This window comes from Fulvivirga lutimaris, assembly GCF_009711525.1.
GTDB lineage: Bacteria > Bacteroidota > Bacteroidia > Cytophagales > Cyclobacteriaceae > Fulvivirga > Fulvivirga lutimaris.
Genome location: NZ_SMLV01000425.1, coordinates 1 through 18257, shown reverse-complemented (window position 1 = coordinate 18257; position 18257 = coordinate 1). Strand labels below are relative to the sequence as shown.

The 18257-nt window shown below is 38.3% G+C and carries 13 protein-coding genes; 7 read left to right on the top strand and 6 right to left on the bottom strand.

The genetic code is table 11. The features are described from left to right. Positions 1 to 13: 13 nt before the first annotated feature. The 7 genes from E1140_RS17770 (at position 14) to E1140_RS17740 (ending at position 13221) form a co-directional block, all read left to right on the top strand. Positions 14 to 1558: a glycine--tRNA ligase gene (locus tag E1140_RS17770; protein WP_155187143.1), complete on the top strand. Its 1545-nt coding sequence runs from the start codon at positions 14 to 16 to the stop codon at positions 1556 to 1558. Beyond that, complete coding sequence (locus E1140_RS17765) at positions 1559 to 2374, top strand: zinc-dependent peptidase (protein WP_155187140.1); 816 nt, start codon at positions 1559 to 1561, stop codon at positions 2372 to 2374. Between the two features lie 5 nt (positions 2375 to 2379). Continuing rightward, on the top strand, positions 2380 to 3714 hold the full coding sequence (locus E1140_RS17760; protein ID WP_155187137.1) for a deoxyguanosinetriphosphate triphosphohydrolase: 1335 nt from the start codon (positions 2380 to 2382) through the stop codon (positions 3712 to 3714). Between the two features lie 101 nt (positions 3715 to 3815). Next, positions 3816 to 6251 (top strand): efflux RND transporter permease subunit, encoded by a 2436-nt coding sequence (locus tag E1140_RS17755; RefSeq protein WP_155187134.1) that lies wholly within the window; start codon positions 3816 to 3818, stop codon positions 6249 to 6251. A gap of 19 nt (positions 6252 to 6270) precedes the next feature. Then, positions 6271 to 9570, top strand: coding sequence for an isoleucine--tRNA ligase (gene ileS / locus E1140_RS17750; RefSeq protein WP_185153659.1), 3300 nt, complete (start codon positions 6271 to 6273; stop codon positions 9568 to 9570). Positions 9571 to 9586: 16 nt separating this feature from the next. After that, positions 9587 to 10243 (top strand): lipoprotein signal peptidase, encoded by a 657-nt coding sequence (locus tag E1140_RS17745; protein ID WP_155187217.1) that lies wholly within the window; start codon positions 9587 to 9589, stop codon positions 10241 to 10243. Positions 10244 to 10395: 152 nt separating this feature from the next. Next, a complete protein-coding gene (locus E1140_RS17740; protein WP_246203011.1) occupies positions 10396 to 13221 on the top strand; it encodes a M16 family metallopeptidase in 2826 nt (941 codons plus the stop codon). A gap of 74 nt (positions 13222 to 13295) precedes the next feature. On the opposite strand, the gene atpG is transcribed toward E1140_RS17740, so the two are convergent. From atpG to atpB, 6 genes are all read right to left on the bottom strand, one after another. After that, positions 13296 to 14168, bottom strand: coding sequence for an ATP synthase F1 subunit gamma (gene atpG, locus E1140_RS17735; protein ID WP_155187128.1), 873 nt, complete (start codon positions 14166 to 14168; stop codon positions 13296 to 13298). Between the two features lie 36 nt (positions 14169 to 14204). Further along, positions 14205 to 15779, bottom strand: coding sequence for a F0F1 ATP synthase subunit alpha (atpA, locus tag E1140_RS17730; RefSeq protein ID WP_155187125.1), 1575 nt, complete (start codon positions 15777 to 15779; stop codon positions 14205 to 14207). A 17-nt stretch (positions 15780 to 15796) separates the two neighbouring features. After that, on the bottom strand, positions 15797 to 16357 hold the full coding sequence (gene atpH, locus E1140_RS17725; protein WP_155187122.1) for an ATP synthase F1 subunit delta: 561 nt from the start codon (positions 16355 to 16357) through the stop codon (positions 15797 to 15799). A 3-nt stretch (positions 16358 to 16360) separates the two neighbouring features. After that, positions 16361 to 16861, bottom strand: a complete 501-nt coding sequence (locus E1140_RS17720) for a F0F1 ATP synthase subunit B (RefSeq protein ID WP_155187119.1) — start codon at positions 16859 to 16861, stop codon at positions 16361 to 16363. Positions 16862 to 16929: 68 nt separating this feature from the next. Beyond that, positions 16930 to 17118, bottom strand: coding sequence for an ATP synthase F0 subunit C (gene atpE, locus E1140_RS17715; RefSeq protein ID WP_155187116.1), 189 nt, complete (start codon positions 17116 to 17118; stop codon positions 16930 to 16932). 38 nt (positions 17119 to 17156) lie between these two features. After that, positions 17157 to 18248: a F0F1 ATP synthase subunit A gene (atpB, locus tag E1140_RS17710; RefSeq protein ID WP_155187111.1), complete on the bottom strand. Its 1092-nt coding sequence runs from the start codon at positions 18246 to 18248 to the stop codon at positions 17157 to 17159. Positions 18249 to 18257 lie beyond the last annotated feature (9 nt).

Genomic DNA, 18257 nt, shown 5'->3' with positions numbered 1-18257 from the left:
ATCTTTGCGCCCTATGGCGAACCAAGACGATAATTTGTTAAAAAAAATAATTGCACATGCGAAGGAGTATGGCTTTATTTTTCCTTCTAGTGAAATTTATGATGGACTGGCTGCGGCTTATGATTATGGCCAAAATGGTGTAGAGTTAAAAAATAACCTCAAGTCATTTTGGTGGAAAGCCATGGTTCAAATGAACGAAAATATTGTTGGCCTTGATGCTTCAATTTTTATGCACCCAACTACCTGGAAAGCTTCAGGTCATGTTGATGCATTTAATGACCCAATGGTTGACAACAAGGACTCTAAAAAACGTTATAGAGCTGACGTTTTAATAGAAGATCATATTGCCAAAATTGAAGGAAAAATCAACAAAGAAGTTGATAAGGCAGCTAAACGTTTTGGTGATTCTTTTGATAAAGAACAATACCTGGCTACCAATGGTCGGGTTCTGGGCTATCAATCTGAGATTGACAGTATCAATGAGCGCATGAAAAATGCCATTGAGTCGGATAATCTAGCCGACCTCAAAACTTTAATTGAAGATTTAGGCATTGCAGATCCTGTATCCGGATCAAAAAACTGGACAGATGTACGCCAATTTAATTTGATGTTTTCTACAGAACTTGGTTCTGTAGCTGATGGTGCTAGCAAAATATATTTAAGACCTGAAACTGCTCAGGGAATATTCGTCAACTTCCTTAATGTACAAAAAACAGGAAGAATGAAAATACCATTTGGTATTGCGCAAATTGGCAAAGCTTTCAGAAATGAAATTATCGCGCGCCAGTTCATTTTCCGTATGCGTGAATTTGAGCAAATGGAAATGCAATTTTTTGTAAAACCAGGTGACGAAATGCAATGGTATGAGCACTGGAAAAACACAAGAATCGGCTGGCATAAACTGCTTGGTTTGGGAGAAGAAAACTATAGATTCCATGACCATTTAAACCTGGCTCATTATGCCAATGCGGCTTGTGACATTGAATTTAATTTCCCAATGGGCTTCAAAGAATTGGAAGGTATCCATAGCCGTACTGACTTTGACCTAAAAGCTCATGAAGAACATTCAGGTAAAAAATTACAGTTCTTTGATCCACAGGAAAACAAGAGCTATGTGCCTTATGTCATTGAAACTTCAATTGGTCTTGATAGATTATTTCTTGCCGTATTGACGGCCGCCTTCACAGAAGAGACCTTGACAGATGGCAGCGAAAGAACAGTTATGAAAATACCTGCAGCTATTGCTCCAACTAAAGTGGCAGTGTTACCATTGTTGAAAAAAGATGGACTTCCTGAAAAGGCAAGGGAAATATTAGATGAGCTTAAGCTTGATTTCAATTGCACTTATGATGAAAAAGATGCCATTGGCAAGCGATATAGAAGACAAGATGCGGTTGGTACACCTTACTGCGTTACTGTTGACCATCAAACGCTTGAAGACAATACAGTAACTATAAGAGATAGAGACAACCTTCAGCAGGAGCGTATTAATATCTCAGAGCTTCATGCCAGAGTTTCTGACCTTGTATCTGTAACCAGCTTGCTGAAAAAAATCTAGTTGGGATACCTTTTATTATTTACAGTTCTTGGACTTTTAATTTTTGGAGTCTGGTCAATATTTAATGACATATATGTTTATATCTACGATCAGATTAGGTACAGCCTTAAGGTCAGACAGCCATTAAAAAGTAGCAGGAAGCTGATACTTAACAAATACAGCGCTTATTATAAAGTACTGCCTTTGGCCAAAAAGAAAGAGTTTGAAAGGCGGGTGCAACGTTTTATTTATTCTAAAAGGTTTATTTCCAGATCATCATTACCAGTTTCGGAAGAGATGAAAGTTTTGATCTCTGCCAGTGCGATACAATTGACTTTTGGATTGCCAGAGATTTACCTTTCAAACTTTGATAAAATACTGATCTATCCTGATTCATATTATTCTCACATCACCAAAAAATATCATCTTGGCGAGGTAAACCCAAGAGCAGGAATAATACTACTCTCATGGAATCACTTCGTAGAAGGGTATGGGGATCTGACCGATTCATTTAATGTAGGTATTCACGAAATGGCACATGCCATACACTTCGAAAACCGAATTAGAAATGAGGAGTTTGACTTTCTTAACAAGGATGCTCTTCAAACACTGAGTATTATCACCGACAGGGAAATGCCAAAAATAAATAGTGGTCAGCCGCATTTATTAAGAGCCTATGCAGGCACCAATGAATATGAGTTCTTTGCTGTTGCACTTGAATATTTCTTTGAGCAGCCGACACAAATGAGCGAACAACTTCCTGATCTTTATCAAACTATTGCCATTTTGCTGCGTCAGGATCCTTTGAAATTATATAATTTTAGTAGTCCAAAATAGTTATCATGAATTGGGAAGAACTTTTATCTAATCAGCGTACTCCAGAGAAAAAGACAGCACATGAGCCTAGCAGAAGTGCTTTTGAGCAGGATTATGATAGAATAATTTTTTCCCATCCTTTCAGACGGCTGCAAGATAAAACACAAGTTCACCCATTACCAGAGCATGATTTCGTGCATACACGGCTCACCCATAGTCTCGAGGTGTCCAGCGTGGGCAGAACTTTAGGAAAACGCGTTGGCGAGGTGATTCTTGAAAGGCATTCAGCACTTTCAAAAAGCTTTTCCATTCATGATTTTGGTGCCATAGTCGCTGCTGCTTCTTTAGCACATGACATAGGCAATCCTCCTTTTGGGCATTCTGGCGAAGATGCCATATCAGGTTTCTTTAAAGAAGGAAATGGTACGCAATATCAATCATTAGTCAACGAGTCCGAGTGGGCTGACCTTACCACGTTCGAAGGAAATGCTCAGGGTTTCAGGTTATTTAACAAAGAGCGGTACCAGGGCATGAAGCTGACTTATGCTACGCTTGCTGCTTTTAGCAAATACCCGCGACAATCGATCATCAAATCAAAAGACCCTAATCGAAGAAGCCAAAAGAAATATGGTTTCTTTCAAAGCGAAAAAGACACATTTAAATCTATTGCTGAAAGCACCGGATTAATACAGTTTGAAGGCTACAGTTGGTCACGACATCCATTGGCATTTTTGGTAGAAGCTGCAGATGACATTTGCTATCATCTTATTGATCTGGAAGATGGCTGTAGACTTGGGCTTGTCAGTTATGAAAAAACAGTTGAGCTCTTTGCCAACATTTTGAAGGAAAGATTCAGCTTAGAAAAACTCAATAAGATTGATACTATTAACGAGCGAATTGGCACGCTAAGAGCACTTTCTGTTGGTCAACTGATTGATGAATGCTGCGCTTTGTTTTTGGATAAAGAGAAAGAAATTATCTCCGGAGAATTTGACACCTCACTAACCGATGCCATACCGTCTGCAGGAGTTTTAAATGACGTTATTAAAATCTCTATTGAAAAGATCTACAGATCACGTCAGGTTATGGAGACCGAAGCCGCAGGATTCGAGGTGCTTCCAGGGTTGTTGGAGGCTTTCACTGAGGCCGCTATGGATTTATCTCAAAACAATAAGGCTTCCATTAAAAACCAATCGCTTTTACGTTTAATGCCTCCAGAAGCTATTTTAGATATCAAACAGAACAAGGGCAACTCCTATTCTGTGCTGATGAGTTGCATCGATTTTGTATCTGGTATGACCGACAGACACGCCATCTCACTTTTCAGAAAGATCAAAGGGATTTCGTTACCAAATAGCTAATTTCTGGTGGTCAAATTCGGAGTTTTTGCTGCAATGCCTTCTATCCCATTTTTAACTACTGTTTCTGGCTAAAATCATTACCTTTGTGCCTTTGTTTTAGCATGTGGACTAAGCTTTCTCATATCATCATTAAACAGCGGCTATTATTAGTAGCTATATTGGTGGCCATTACGGCCTTCATGGGATATCATGCGCGCTTTGCTGAGATGAGTTTTGAATTTGCAAAAACTGTACCTGCAGATGATCCAGATATGATCGAGTTGCAAAAATTCAAGTCTTTATTTGGAGAAGATGGAAACTTGGTCGCACTGGGAATTCTTGATAGCAGCGTTTACGAAACTGATAAGTTCAAATCACTTTATAAATTAAGTAAAGAGCTTGACACTCTTGATGGGGTCAATAGTGTTCTATCGCTACCATTGATTCAACTACTAGAAAAAGACACTGCCAACAACAAATTTATCTTAAAGCCCATTTTTGCTAATGGCATCCCTGATGACCGAGCCACTTTAGACAGTCTTATGTCAGAGGCTTTTGATCAGAAATTTTATGCAGGGCAGCTTGTCAATGAAAACAATGGAGCCACTCTGGTATTGATTTCTATAAAACGGGAAGTGCTTAATTCCGCGAAAAGACTTGACCTAACCCAAAAGATAATAGACAACGGTGAGGCCTTTGAAAAAGAGACTGGTATAAAATTACACTATGCCGGATTACCTTTTGTACGCTCAGTCGTAGCGGGCAAGGTAAAAAAGGAAATGCAGATTTTCCTTTTCCTTTCTGTAGCAGTTACAGGACTGATTCTATTTTTATTCTTCAGAACCTGGGATGCCGTTGTATTTCCAATGACAATCATTGCTGTTGTTGTGGTTTGGGTAATGGGCTCTCTGGTGCTCTTTGGCTATAAAATAACCATACTTACAGGACTGATACCTCCCGTGATTGTCGTCATTGGCATACCCAATAGTGTCTACCTGCTCAATAAGTATCATCAAGAATTTGAGAAGCATGGCAATAAAGTAATGGCCATTAGTAGAGTGGTGAGGAAAATAGGCCTTGTTACTTTAATCACAAACTTTACAACTGCTGTAGGCTTCCTTGTGCTCGCCTCCACTGACATTACAATTCTTAGAGAATTCGGAATTGTAGCTGGTTTAAATATCATGGCCACTTTCGTGGTAAGTATAATTCTTATACCAGCTGTTTTCTCATGGCTGCCATCTCCAGGGGGCAAGCAGCTGAAACATTTACGTTTTAAAGGTATAGACTTTATACTCAGTAAAATGGATATTCTGGTGCATAGACACAGAGCAGCTATATATTCTGTTACTGGTATATTGGTTGCTATTTCCATTTACGGAATGACAAAGGTTGAGGCAGTATCTTATATGGTTGATGACCTGCCTTCAAGTAGTGAGATAAAAAAAGACTTGCGATTCTTCGAACAACATTTTAGTGGGATTATGCCATTAGAAATTGTTGTTGACACGCAAAAACGCAGAGGCGTTATTGATCTCAAAAACCTTCAAAAGATTGATGAGTTTGAAACCTTTTTAGCAGAACAAAGAGATATATCTAAGCCCGTTAGTGTGGTTAGTTTTGTAAAAGCATCCAAGCAGGCATTTTATAATAATAACCCTGCACGATATAGTTTACCTACCAACAGAGAGAAAAATTACATCCTCAGGTACATGCGAAATCAAGGAGACAGCTCTGGGCTCTTTAGCTCCTTTGTTGATTCTACTTTAACTAAAATGCGCTTGTCTATGCAGGTAGCAGATATAGGCTCCCATAAAATGGACTCTCTGATCAAAGGTGTTGTTCAACCAAAAATTGATACCTTGTTTGGTGATACGGACTTAAAATTAAGTATTACAGGTACCACCCCACTATTTATCAAAGGCAACAAATTTTTAATTCAGAATCTTTGGTTCAGCCTTTGTCTGGCCTTTATCATTATCGCCATTATTATGGCAGTGTTATTTGTCAATGTAAGGATGATCATAATCTCATTAGTACCAAATGTAATTCCGCTGCTTATTACGGCAGGAATAATGGGCTTTGCAGGTATCCACCTTAAGCCGAGCACTGCATTGATATTTAGTATTGTATTTGGAATTTCAGTGGATGACTCCATCCATTTTCTTGCAAAGTACAGACAAGAATTATTCGCTCATAAATTCTTTGTGCCTTTAGCCGTGAGCAGAAGCTTAAAAGAAACAGGGGCGAGCATGATGTACACCTCCATCATCCTTTTTGCTGGTTTTGTCATTTTTGTATGGTCAGATTTTGGAGGAACTGTAGCGTTAGGAATTTTGACATCCATCACTTTGTTAATTGCTATGATTACCAACCTCATTTTATTGCCTTCACTTTTGATGACATTTGATAGTGGTAAAAGAAGTAAAACACTTCATCCACTTATCGAGCAATACGATGATGGCTTCTATCAGGAAGATGAGGATGAAGAAATTGATCTTGAGTTGATCAGGGTGGCAAAAGATGAAGAAAACACATCAGAAGAAATTAAATCATAATCTTTAAAGGAGTAATACGGTGAAGTATAAAGAGTATAAAGGGCTTAACTATGCTGAAATAGCCAATGAAGTACTTGATTATTGGAAGAAAGAAGAGGTCTTCAAAAAATCGATAGATACTAGGGAAGGACAGCCGACATTCACATTTTATGAGGGCCCTCCCTCTGCTAATGGCACGCCTGGTATTCACCATGTGATGGCCAGAGCAGTAAAGGATATTTTCTGCCGTTATAAGACTCTTAAGGGCTTTCAGGTAAAGAGAAAAGGTGGCTGGGATACACACGGGCTTCCAGTTGAGCTTCAGGTTGAAAAGGAATTAGGTATTACTAAAGAGGATATTGGCAAGAAAATATCTGTTGAGGAATACAATCAGAAGTGCCGTGAGACCGTAATGAAATTCAAAGATCAATGGGATGACCTGACTGAAAAGATGGGTTACTGGGTTGATCTTGACGACCCTTATGTTACGTTCGAAAAAGATTACATTGAATCACTTTGGAATATATTAAAGCAACTTTACGATAAGGGGTTGCTTTATAAAGGCTATACTATTCAACCTTTCTCACCAGCAGCAGGTACCGGCCTAAGCTCTCACGAGCTGAACCAGCCTGGCACTTATAGAGATGTAAAGGATACCACGGTTACAGCACAGTTTAAAAAGAAAGGTACTGACAATGAGTATTTCCTGGCCTGGACAACCACTCCATGGACGCTAGCTGCAAATACTGCTTTGGCAGTAGGTGAAAAGATAGACTATGTGAAGGTTGAAACATTCAACCCTTACACCTTTGAAAAGGTATTTGTGATTTTAGCAAAGGACAGACTCAACTCTTACCTGAATGCTAAAGATGCTGAGGCCAAAATTGAAGATTATAAAGCAGGTGATAAGGTAATCCCATATCAGGTAGTTGAAGAAATTAAGGGTAAGGATTTAGTTGGTCAGGAATATGAACAGTTATTGCCTTATATCCAGCCAGATGGACCTGCATTCAAAGTAATCCCTGGTGATTATGTAAGCACTGAAGATGGTACTGGCATAGTTCATATCTCTCCAACATTTGGTGCTGATGATTACCGTGTGGCTAAGCAAGCAGGCATAGGAGCGATATTGGTTAAGGATAGTGAGGGCAAAGATGCTCCTATAGTTGACCGTCAAGGCCGATATGTGAAAGAGATGGGCGAGTTTGCTGGTATGTATGTCAAAAATGAATACTACAGCGAGGCTGATGCACCTGATAAGTCTCTTGATGTGCTATTGGCTATCAAGTTAAAAGAAGAGAATAAAGCTTTTAAAGTAGAAAAATACGAACACTCCTACCCACATTGCTGGAGAACGGACAAACCTATTTTATACTATCCGCTTGACTCATGGTTCATCAAGACCACTGCCGTCAAGGATGATTTGGTAGCATTGAACAAAACGATCAACTGGAAACCTGAATCTACCGGTACAGGAAGATTTGGTAACTGGTTAGAGAATCTTGTCGATTGGAACTTGTCACGTTCAAGATTCTGGGGAACACCATTGCCAATTTGGGTTTCTGAAGATAAAGCTGAGCATAAATGTATCGGCTCAATGGAAGAGCTAAAGGCTGAAGTGGCTAAGTCTGTAGAAGCTGGATTTATGGAAGCTGAACTTTCAGATGATTTTGACCTACACAGACCATTTGTAGATGATGTTGTCTTAGTCTCTCCGTCTGGCAAGAAAATGTTTCGAGAGCCCGACCTTATAGATGTTTGGTTTGACTCAGGGGCTATGCCGTATGCTCAATGGCACTATCCTTTTGAAAATGAAGACATTTTTAAAGCTAATTACCCTGCAGATTTCATTGCAGAAGGTGTCGATCAGACAAGAGGTTGGTTCTTTACACTGCATGCCATTGCGGTAATGCTAAATAAAAGTGTAGCATTTAAAAATGTAATTGCTAACGGACTTGTTTTAGATAAGAATGGAAACAAAATGTCCAAGCGATTGGGTAATGCTGTGGATCCATTTAAAACACTAGCCGAGCATGGTCCTGATGCCACGCGCTGGTATATGATCTCAAATGCCAACCCTTGGGATAATCTTAAATTTAATATTGACGGTGTATCTGAAGTTTCAAGAAAATTCTTTGGTACGCTCCACAATACATATTCATTCTTTGCGCTTTACGCTAACCTTGACAAATTCGATTATAGTGAAGGCGAAATAGATTTAAGCTCGAGAACAGAAAGTGACCGCTGGATACTTAGTAAACTTAACAGCCTTATTGCAAAAGTAGATCAGGCATATGAGGATTATGAGCCTACAAAAGCAGCGCGTTTTATTCAGGACTTCACTATAGATGATTTAAGTAACTGGTATGTTCGTTTGAACAGAAAGCGTTTCTGGAGAGGTGAATACAATGATGACAAACGCTCAGCTTATCAGACCCTGTATAGCTGTCTTGTAACTATTGCCAAGCTTTCATCTCCAATAGCTCCATTCTATATGGACAGACTATATCAGGATTTAAACGCTGTGAGCAATTTAGAATCATTTGAGTCAGTACATTTGGCAAGCTATCCTGTATCAGATGCAAGCTATATCAACGAAGATTTAGAAACTCGCATGGCATTGGCTCAGAATGTTTCTTCTCTTGTTCACTCACTGCGCAAGAAGCATTTGATCAAAGTGCGTCAGCCTTTATCTAAGATTTTGGTGCCTGTTCTAAACGCACAGTTTAAATCTCACGTTACTGCGGTTGAGGAGTTAATCAAATCTGAAGTTAATATCAAAACCATCGAATTTGTTGATGATGAATCAGGTATACTGGTAAAGAATGTCAAGCCAAACTTCAGAAAGCTAGGACAGGAGTATGGCCCTAAAATGAAGGAAATAGCTGCGAAGATCAATCAGCTAAACGCTGATGATATCAGCAAACTAGAGGCAGATAATAGCTTAGAAATAGCGCTAACTGATCAAAAGGTAACGTTGACGTTAGAAGATGTTGAAGTAACCTATCAGGATATTCCAGGTTGGTCTGTAGCAACTGAAGGAAGGCTTACTGTGGCCTTGGATATCACAATAGATGAGGATTTGAAGAAAGAAGGTATTGCAAGAGATTTGGTGAACCGTGTACAGAACATGCGTAAAGACATGGGGCTTGAAGTTCAGGATAAGATTATTATCATAATTGAAAAGAATACTGACCTTGTGAATGCGGCACTAGAAGGCAATAAGGAATATATATGTACAGAAACTCAGGCTTTATCGTTGAACATTTCTGACAGTATAGTTGATGGAAGTTTGCTTGAAATGGACGAGCATAAGTTAAAAATAAAAATTGAGGCCTAAGATTATGAAGCTGAATATGACGTTGTTGAGGTATTTTTTGGTGGCTTTGGTTGTCATCGCTATTGACCAAACCTCTAAGCTGCTTGTGCACAACAACATGATGATGGGAGCCGGTGGTGAAATTGATGTACTGGGCGACTGGTTCAAACTTCATTACTTACTCAACCCTGGAATGGCCTTTGGTTTGAAATCGAGCCATGAGTATGGTAAGTTATTATTGACTTTATTCCGTCTTGGAGCAATGTTCGGCATTGGTTATTATATCTATTACCTATATATCAAAAAAGCTCATACTGGCCTTTTATGGTGCATGGGACTTATATTAGGTGGTGCGGTAGGCAATGTCATTGACAGTACTTTATATGGGGTACTACTAGATAACGCACCGGCAGGTTCTCCTACACCTTGGTTTCATGGTCAGGTAATTGATATGTTGTTCTTCCCGCTGTTTGACGGCCATTATCCAGAATGGATGCCGTTTGTAGGTGGCGATTACTTCCTATTCTTCAGTCCAGTGTTCAACATTGCTGATTCATCCATATTTATTGGTGTAGTCATCATTTTAATATTCCAGAAGAAATTCTTTATTCCTAAAGAACAGCTTCAAGGTGTAAAATCTGAGGAGGAACTAAAGCAGGAGCAAGAAACAACTCAGGAAGAGGTGCTTTCTTAGAAGCAATTATCAAAATTAAATTTCTTTAAGATTTTAAAAGAAGGGCTAAACATTTAATCATGTTTAGCCCTTCTTTTATTGGTGCTAATAGAATACATTTACACTAACAGGAATAATATTATTCTTATAAAAACTAACCTAAAACCAATATGATGAAAAGATGTTTAAGTGTTTTGGCAATTTTCCTGTTTGTGCTGACAGGACTCGTCAATGCACAAGAAAAAGAAATCAAGGGGAGTCTTAATAGCCCCCTTCCAACAGACCCAAATGTTGTTGTTGGAAAACTTGACAACGGGATGACTTACTACATCCGTAAAAATGAAAAGCCAGAAGATAAGGTGGAATTACGATTGGTGGTTAATGTAGGGTCTACCGTTGAAGATGAAAATCAACTTGGTCTTGCTCACTTTTTGGAGCACATGGCTTTTAACGGCACTAAGAATTTTGAAAAAAATGAATTGGTAGATTACCTACAATCAGTAGGTGTAAAATTCGGAGCTGATCTAAATGCCTACACTTCTTTTGACGAAACAGTTTATATTCTTCCAATACCTTCAGACAATGAAGAAACCCTTAACAAAGGACTATTAGTATTAGAAGACTGGGCCCATAATATCACTTTATCTGATGAAGAAATAGATAAGGAGAGAGGTGTGGTTATTGAAGAGTGGCGATTAGGACAAGGCGCCAATCAGCGTATGCGCGATGAGTGGTTCCCAGTAATGTTCAAAGATTCAAGATATGCCAATAGATTGCCTATTGGTAAAAAAGAAGTATTGGAATCATTCGATTATGAGACCATTAGAAAGTTCTATAAAGACTGGTACAGACCTGACCTGATGTCATTGGTTGTAGTAGGTGACATCGATCCTGCTGCTATGGAGAAAAAAATCAAGGCTCAATTTAGCAAGATCAAAAACCCTAAGAACCCTCGTGAAAGAACATTTTATGACGTGCCTGATCAGGACAATACTGCAGTTAGTGTAGTTACAGATCCCGAGGCTTCTTTTACTCAAATTCAATTAATTTATAAGCAGGATAACGAAGAGACTAAAACCTTAGATCAGTACAGACGAGACATAGTTTATAATCTCTATTCTGGAATGATCACTAAAAGGCTAGATGAGCTAAAGCAGTCACCAGAACCTCCATTCTTTTTTGCTAGCACAAGCTATGGCAGCATGGTTCGTACCAAAAGTAACTACTCTTCTTTCGCTGTAGTAGGTGAAAATGGAGTTGAAAATGGGTTAAACGCCCTAGTAACTGAAAATGAGCGAGTAAAGAAATTCGGTTTTACAGAAGGAGAGTTAGACAGATATAAAGCCGATATGCTAAACCGTATGGAGAAAGCATATAAGGAGGCAGATAAGACAGAGTCGCAAAACTACGCCTCTGAGTATATCAGAAACTTCCTGAGCAATGAGCCTATTCCTGGAATTGCCTTTGAATATGATTTTTATAAAAAGGTATTACCAACAATAACAGTTGAAGAGGTAAATGCATTGGCTAAAAAATGGATCAGTAACTCTAACAGAGTGGTAGTGATTACCGGTCCAGAAAAAGAAGGTGTTGTAATGCCGACTGAAGAAGAGGTTAAGAAAATTCTTTTCAAAGCGCAATTAGCAAAGATTACTCCATACGATGATGGTACTGTTGGAGCTGAACTTTTAGAAGAGAAGCCAACAGCTGGAAAAATTGCTTCACGCAAAGAATTAGAAACCGTTGGAGCTACAGAGCTTACTCTATCTAACGGTGTTAAAGTGGTTTTAAAGCCTACTGATTTTAAAAATGATGAGATCTTAATGAGAGCATATAGCCCGGGTGGACAGTCAATCTACCCTGATGCTGATGATAAAAACGCGAGTTTTGCTTCTCAAATTATCAATGAAAGTGGAGTTGGTGAATTTACAGTAACCGACTTACAAAAAATGATGTCAGGAAAAACAGTTAGAGTAAACCCTTTCATTAGCAACCTTACTGAAGGTATCAGTGGTAATGCCGCTCCTAAAGATTTGGAGACAATGTTACAGATGGTGTATTTGTATTTCACCAACCCAAGAAAAGATGAGAAGTCTTTTGAGTCTTTCAAATCAAAGAACAAAATGCTTTTGGGTAATTTAATGTCCAACCCTCAGTTTTATTTTTCTGATCAGGTAAGTAGAATCCTTACCCAAGATCATCCAAGAGGTGGTGGGTTCCCAACTCCGGAAGATCTTGATGCCATTAATTTCGAAAGATCATTTGAAATTTATCAGGACAGGTTTGCTGATGCCAGCGATTTCACATTCTTGTTTGTAGGTAATTTCAACATATCTGAGATCAGTCCATTATTAGAATCTTACCTTGGAGGTTTACCTTCTACATCAAGAGAAGAAACCTGGAAAGACTTAGGTATCAGACCTCCATCAGGAAAGGTTGAGAAAGTAGTCAATAAAGGAACAGATCAAAAAAGCTCTGTTAACATTGTATTTACTGACAAAACAAAATACACAAAAGAAGACAGTTATAACATAAGAACCCTTGGTGAATTACTGAGTATTAAACTCATTGAAATCTTGAGAGAAGAAAAAGGTGGAGTATATGGAGTAGGTGCTTCAGGAAGTATTAGCAAGTACCCTTATGAAAATTATACTTTCAGAATTCAATTCCCTTGCGGCCCTGAGAACGTTGATGACTTAGTAAAGGCCACCTTTGATGAGATTGAAAAAATCAAAAAGGAAGGTGTTTCTGAAGAAGATATCAATAAGCTAAAAGAGACCCAAAGAAAAGAAAGAAAAGACAACCTTAAGGAAAACCAATATTGGTTGAACTCACTGTATGGCTACTATTTTAATGACTATGATCTATCAGGTTATTATGAGTATGAAAAGCAAATCGAAGCTCTCACATCAAAAGATCTTCAGGAAGCAGCTAAAAAGTATTTACCTGCAGATGAGTACATTAAGATTGTATTGATGCCAGAAGAGTCAGATAAGTAAATAAAAGTTTGTGGCAATAAAAAAAGCCCATCTGCTAAATAGCAGATGGGCTTTTCCAAATAATATATCAGTAATTATCCTAAAGCTTCCGCTCCACCAACAATCTCCAAAATCTCTTTTGTAATTGCCGCCTGACGCGTTCTGTTATAGGTTAATTTCAACTCTTTCAACAGCTCACCAGCATTATCAGTTGCCTGATCCATAGCTGTCATCCTTGCTCCATGCTCTGCAGCATTAGAGTCCAAAATAGCTTTGAACACCTGAATCTTTAACGATTTTGGTATCAGTTCAGTAACTATTTCTTCTCTGTTAGGCTGGAAGATATAATCTGTTGAAAATTCATTACTTGAATCTGGTGGCAATACAGGTAAAAACTGCTCTACGTTCATTATTTGTGTTGCCACATTTTTGAACTCATTATAGATAAGTACTACTTTATCATATTGACCCTTAGAGAAAGCCTTCATAGCAAATTCAGCGGCAGCTTCGCTTGCTTCAAAAGACACGGGCATAAACATATTCCAGAAATCAGAGATTACATTATAGTCTCTCTTTGTGAAATAGTCTAGAGCCTTTTTACCCATAGGCATAATATCTACATTACCACTTTCTGATTGTTTCTTATAATTATCCTGAATGTGCTTATTAGTAGCCTTAAACACGTTACTGTTAAAAGCTCCACAAAGTCCTTTATCAGAAGTAACAACCATTATTAATACCTTCTCTACATTTCTTACTTCAGTGTACTCACTAGAGTTTTCACCTTCATTCTGTGCAGATAGGTTTTGAAGTAAGCCAGCCAGTTTAGCAGCATAAGGTCTCATCTGAGTGATGTTGTCCTGTGCTCTTCTCAGCTTAGCAGCAGCTACCATCTTCATAGCTTTGGTTATCTGCTGTGTTGATGTTACTGATTGTATTCTACTTTTTACTTCTTTTAAACTTGCCATTTAGCGCTATTTAAATAGTGATTTTACACTAAAATCTTAATAATGATTCGAATGTTCTTTTGCTACAGCTGCCAAAACATCTGTAACGCTATCTTCAAGCTTTCCTGCTTTCAATAAATCCAATGCATCTCTGTGCTTAGATCTTAAAGTATCAAGGAAGTTTCTTTCAAATTCTTTTACTTTCTCAACTGGCACATTATCCATCATACCTTTAGTAGAAACGTAGATAATAGCTACTTGCTCTTCTACAGGTACTGGAGAGAACTGCGCTTGCTTCAATATTTCAAGGTTTCTTCTACCTCTTTCAATAGTCAATTTAGTAGCAGCATCAAGGTCAGAACCAAACTTAGCAAAAGCTTCCAATTCGCGGAATTGAGCCTGATCCAATTTCAATGTACCAGCTACCTTTTTCATTGACTTGATCTGAGCAGAACCTCCCACACGTGATACAGAAATACCAACATTAATTGCAGGTCTGATACCAGAGTTGAAAAGGTTAGTTTCCAAGAATATCTGTCCGTCAGTAATAGAAATTACGTTGGTCGGGATATATGCAGAAACGTCACCAGCTTGTGTTTCAATAATTGGAAGAGCTGTTAATGATCCACCACCTTTAACTTTACCTTTCAAAGATTCAGGTAAGTCATTCATTTGCTCAGCAATTTCCTGACTGGTAGTTATTTTGGCCGCTCTTTCTAATAATCTTGAGTGAAGATAGAATACATCACCAGGGTATGCCTCACGTCCCGGAGGTCTTCTTAATAGAAGAGATACCTCACGGTAAGCTACTGCTTGTTTTGATAAATCATCATAGATTACCAAAGCTGGTCTTCCTGTATCTCTGAAGAACTCTCCAACAGCGGCACCAGTAAATGGAGCAAAGAACTGCATAGGAGCAGGATCAGAAGCAGAAGCAGCAACCACCACTGTATAAGCCATAGCTCCAGCTTTCTCTAAAGAAGCAACAACGTTAGCTACAGTAGATGCTTTTTGAGCAACAGCTACATAGATACAGAATACAGGCTCACCTCTATCATAAAATTCTTTTTGGTTGATAATAGTATCGATAGCCACAGCTGTTTTACCAGTTTGTCTATCACCAATGATCAATTCTCTTTGTCCTCTTCCGATTGGAATCATTGAGTCAATTGCCTTGATACCAGTTTGAAGTGGCTCATTTACAGGCTGACGATAGATTACACCAGGAGCTTTTCTTTCCAATGGCATTTCGAAAGTTTCACCTTCGATTGGTCCTTTTCCATCAATTGGGTTACCTAAGGTATCAACCACACGGCCAACCATACCTTCACCTACATTGACTGAAGCAATTGTTCCAGTTCTCTTTACAGTATCACCTTCTTTAATTCCTTTTGACTCACCTAAAAGTACAGCACCTACGTTGTCTTCTTCAAGGTTCAGTACAAGAGCTTTCAAACCGTTCTCAAACTCCAAAAGCTCACCTGACTGTGCTTTTGATAGTCCATAGATCCTTGCTACTCCATCACCAACCTCAAGTACGGTTCCAATTTCTTCTAGTTCGGCTTCAGTTTTAGCACCTGAGAGTTGCTCTCTTAGTATTGCTGAAACTTCATCTGGTCTTACGTCTGCCATTTTTATATTGTCTTAAATTAAAATTCTTTTATGTATGGATTGTGAGTAAACTCAAGCTCAAGCGCTTTAAGCTTACTTTTTATTGAATCATCGATTTGCCTGTCTCCTACAGTAAGTATATAACCACCTATAAGGTCTTTATCTACTTTCTCCTGCAGCTCTACCTTATCAAAAGATGATATCTCAGAAACAATTGCTTCAATTTTAGCCTTAATAGCCTTATCAAGAGGAACTGCAGAAACTACCTTAGCAACCTCAATACCCTTATGAATGTTATACTGAAGATGAAACTCTTTAGATATTGCATCTAATATAGCCTCTCTATTCTTTCTTGTTATGATATCGAATATAGCCAAAGTAAGCTTATGTACTTTGCCTTTGAATACGGCATTAAGTATAGCCAGCTTTTTATCATGCTTGATAATTGGATTTTTAAGCATTAAATAAAAATCACGACTATCAGTACATACTTTATGAAAACTCACCATGTCAGCATGTACTTCTTCCAGTACACCTTGCTCAGCAGCTAGTTCTAATAATGACTTGGCATATCTCGATGCTACTCTTAATTCTGACATTGCTTAGTTGAGTTTTATATCTTTAACAAACTCGTTGATTAAATCTTTTTGAGCTTTATCTGACTCCAATGATTTTCTAAGAAGCTTCTCAGTAATCTGAAGTGAAAGTGTAGCTACCTGAGTTTTAACCTCAGCCATTGCAGCTTGCTTTTCAGTATTGATGGCCATCTTGGCATCTGCAATCATCTTCTCAGCTTGTTTGTTAGCCTCAGTTTTAGCCTCTTCCTGTAGACCTGCTGCAACTTCTCTGGCTTCCTTAAGGATAACATCTCTTTCCTTTCTAGCTTCTTCTAATAACTTTTGGTTGTCAGACTGAAGCTTCGCCATTTCTTCCTTGGCTTTCTCAGCTGCTTCTAAAGCATCTTTAATAGAGTCTTCTCTTACTCTAATTGAATTCAAAATTGGCTTCCAGGCTACTTTTACTAAAATGAAAAGTAGGATTAAGAAAATCACCGTTTGCATGATGAACAAGCCCGGTGAGAAGTCGTTTATTAATTGCTCCATTTGTTTAGTTTTTTGTTTAATAAGAGAAGTTATTCAAGGCCTAGCGCCTTGAATAACTTCTCACAGGATTATTTACCTAAGATCAACGCAGCGAAGGCTAGTCCTTCTAATAGTGCCGCAATAATGATCATCGCAGTTTGAATCTTACCTGTTGCTTCTGGCTGTCTAGAAATACCTTCCATAGCCTTACCACCGATTTGGCCTAATCCAAGACCTGCTCCGATAACGATTAAACCTGCTCCAATTAAATTGTACATAAAATTTGATTTATATTAATTAAACAAAAGTTCTAAAATTAATGATGATCATCAGCTACAGCCATTCCAATAAACAGCGCTGATAACATCGTGAAAATATATGCCTGAAGAAAAGCTACAAGCAATTCAATCATGCTAATGAAAAATGCTAATACAAATGACATACTTGTTGATGCCACTACGCCAAATTGCGCTTTCAAAGTTATGGTTAATGCTATCAAACTCATCACAACAAAGTGACCTGCAGTCATATTAGCAAAAAGACGTATTAATAGTGAGAATGGCTTGGTCAACATACCTAGCACCTCTACTGGCATTAATATTATTTTCATAATAATGGGCACGCCAGGCATCCAGAAAATATGCACCCAGTAGCTCTTATTACCGCTAAATTGTACTATGAAAAAGGTAAACAATGCCAAGCAAACTGTTATTGCTATATTACCTGTAACGTTAAACCCAAGAGGGGTCATTCCCATTAAGTTTAATAGCCAGATGTAAAAGAATACTGTTAAAAGGAATCCAGAAAAATCTTTATACCTCTTTTCTCCAATGTTTGGTTTGGCAATTTCGTCTCTCACATAAATAACCAATGGCTCCAATACTCTTCCTACACCTGTTGGTAAAGGTCCTTTTTTATAGCTATTAGCAAGTGATCTAAATCCTAAAATCAACAACAAGCCGGCCAATAACATACCGACAACATTTTTTGTAATGGATATATCCAGAGGCTTGACATTTGTAGCATGTCCTGCCTCATCCAGATCAATATCACCAGCTTCGTTCGTTCTGTAGATTTTACCGTGGTATAAGGCATAGTGCTTTCCATTGGATTCAGCTACAGTTTCTCCGTGATGAAATTTAGATGACATGAACATGTGTATTCCTTCATCTATAAAAATAACTGGTAGTGGAAATCCAAAATGTTTTCTAGGCTCACTGCCATAAGAAAATAGGGTGAAATCGTGCGAGTCTTTCAAGTGATGTTGAATGTACTCGTTAATCTCCTCAGGAGTATCTACTTGCGCAGATTCATCATGTTTCTCAACACCTTCCGAAGCAAATGAAAACTTGGGAGTTAATAGTGCGAAAATACTTACAAGAGCGATCGAAAAAGAAGTTCTTAACATATCCTATCC